Annotated in this window: 1 protein-coding gene; it reads right to left on the bottom strand. The window is 43.2% G+C overall.

Annotated features, from left to right (window positions below):
* The coding region (locus AX663_RS08830) for a Rib/alpha-like domain-containing protein (RefSeq protein WP_269449972.1) at positions 1-375 on the bottom strand (375 nt) is incomplete at both ends.

Below are 375 nucleotides of genomic sequence, written 5' to 3'. Positions count from 1 at the left end.
TTGTTCCTGGTGTTACTGTTTGTGCCTTAGCTGTTGGATTATTCTTATCCGCATCTGTGCTTGGAGTTTTAACAGTAACTTTAACTGGAACTTCATCTTTAGATCCGTCTGGGTAAGTCACAACAACTGTTGCGTCTTTTTCACCATCTGTAGCTGTATCTACTGGTGTCTTGAAGTCAAACTTAGTTCCATTTGGAAGATCACCGACGTTACCTATTGAATCTTGCGCATTTGGGGTTGAGCCTGGGGTTACTGTTTGTGCCTTAGCTACTGGTGTGTTATTATCCGCATCTGTGCTTGGAGTTTTAACCGTAACTTTGACTGGAACTTCATCTTTAGATCCGTCTGGGTAGGTGACAACGACGGTTGCGTCTT

Origin of the sequence: Streptococcus sp. CCH8-H5 (genome assembly GCF_001556505.1) — a bacterium.
Lineage (GTDB): Bacteria > Bacillota > Bacilli > Lactobacillales > Streptococcaceae > Streptococcus.
This window is presented reverse-complemented; position numbering and strand designations above follow the sequence as displayed.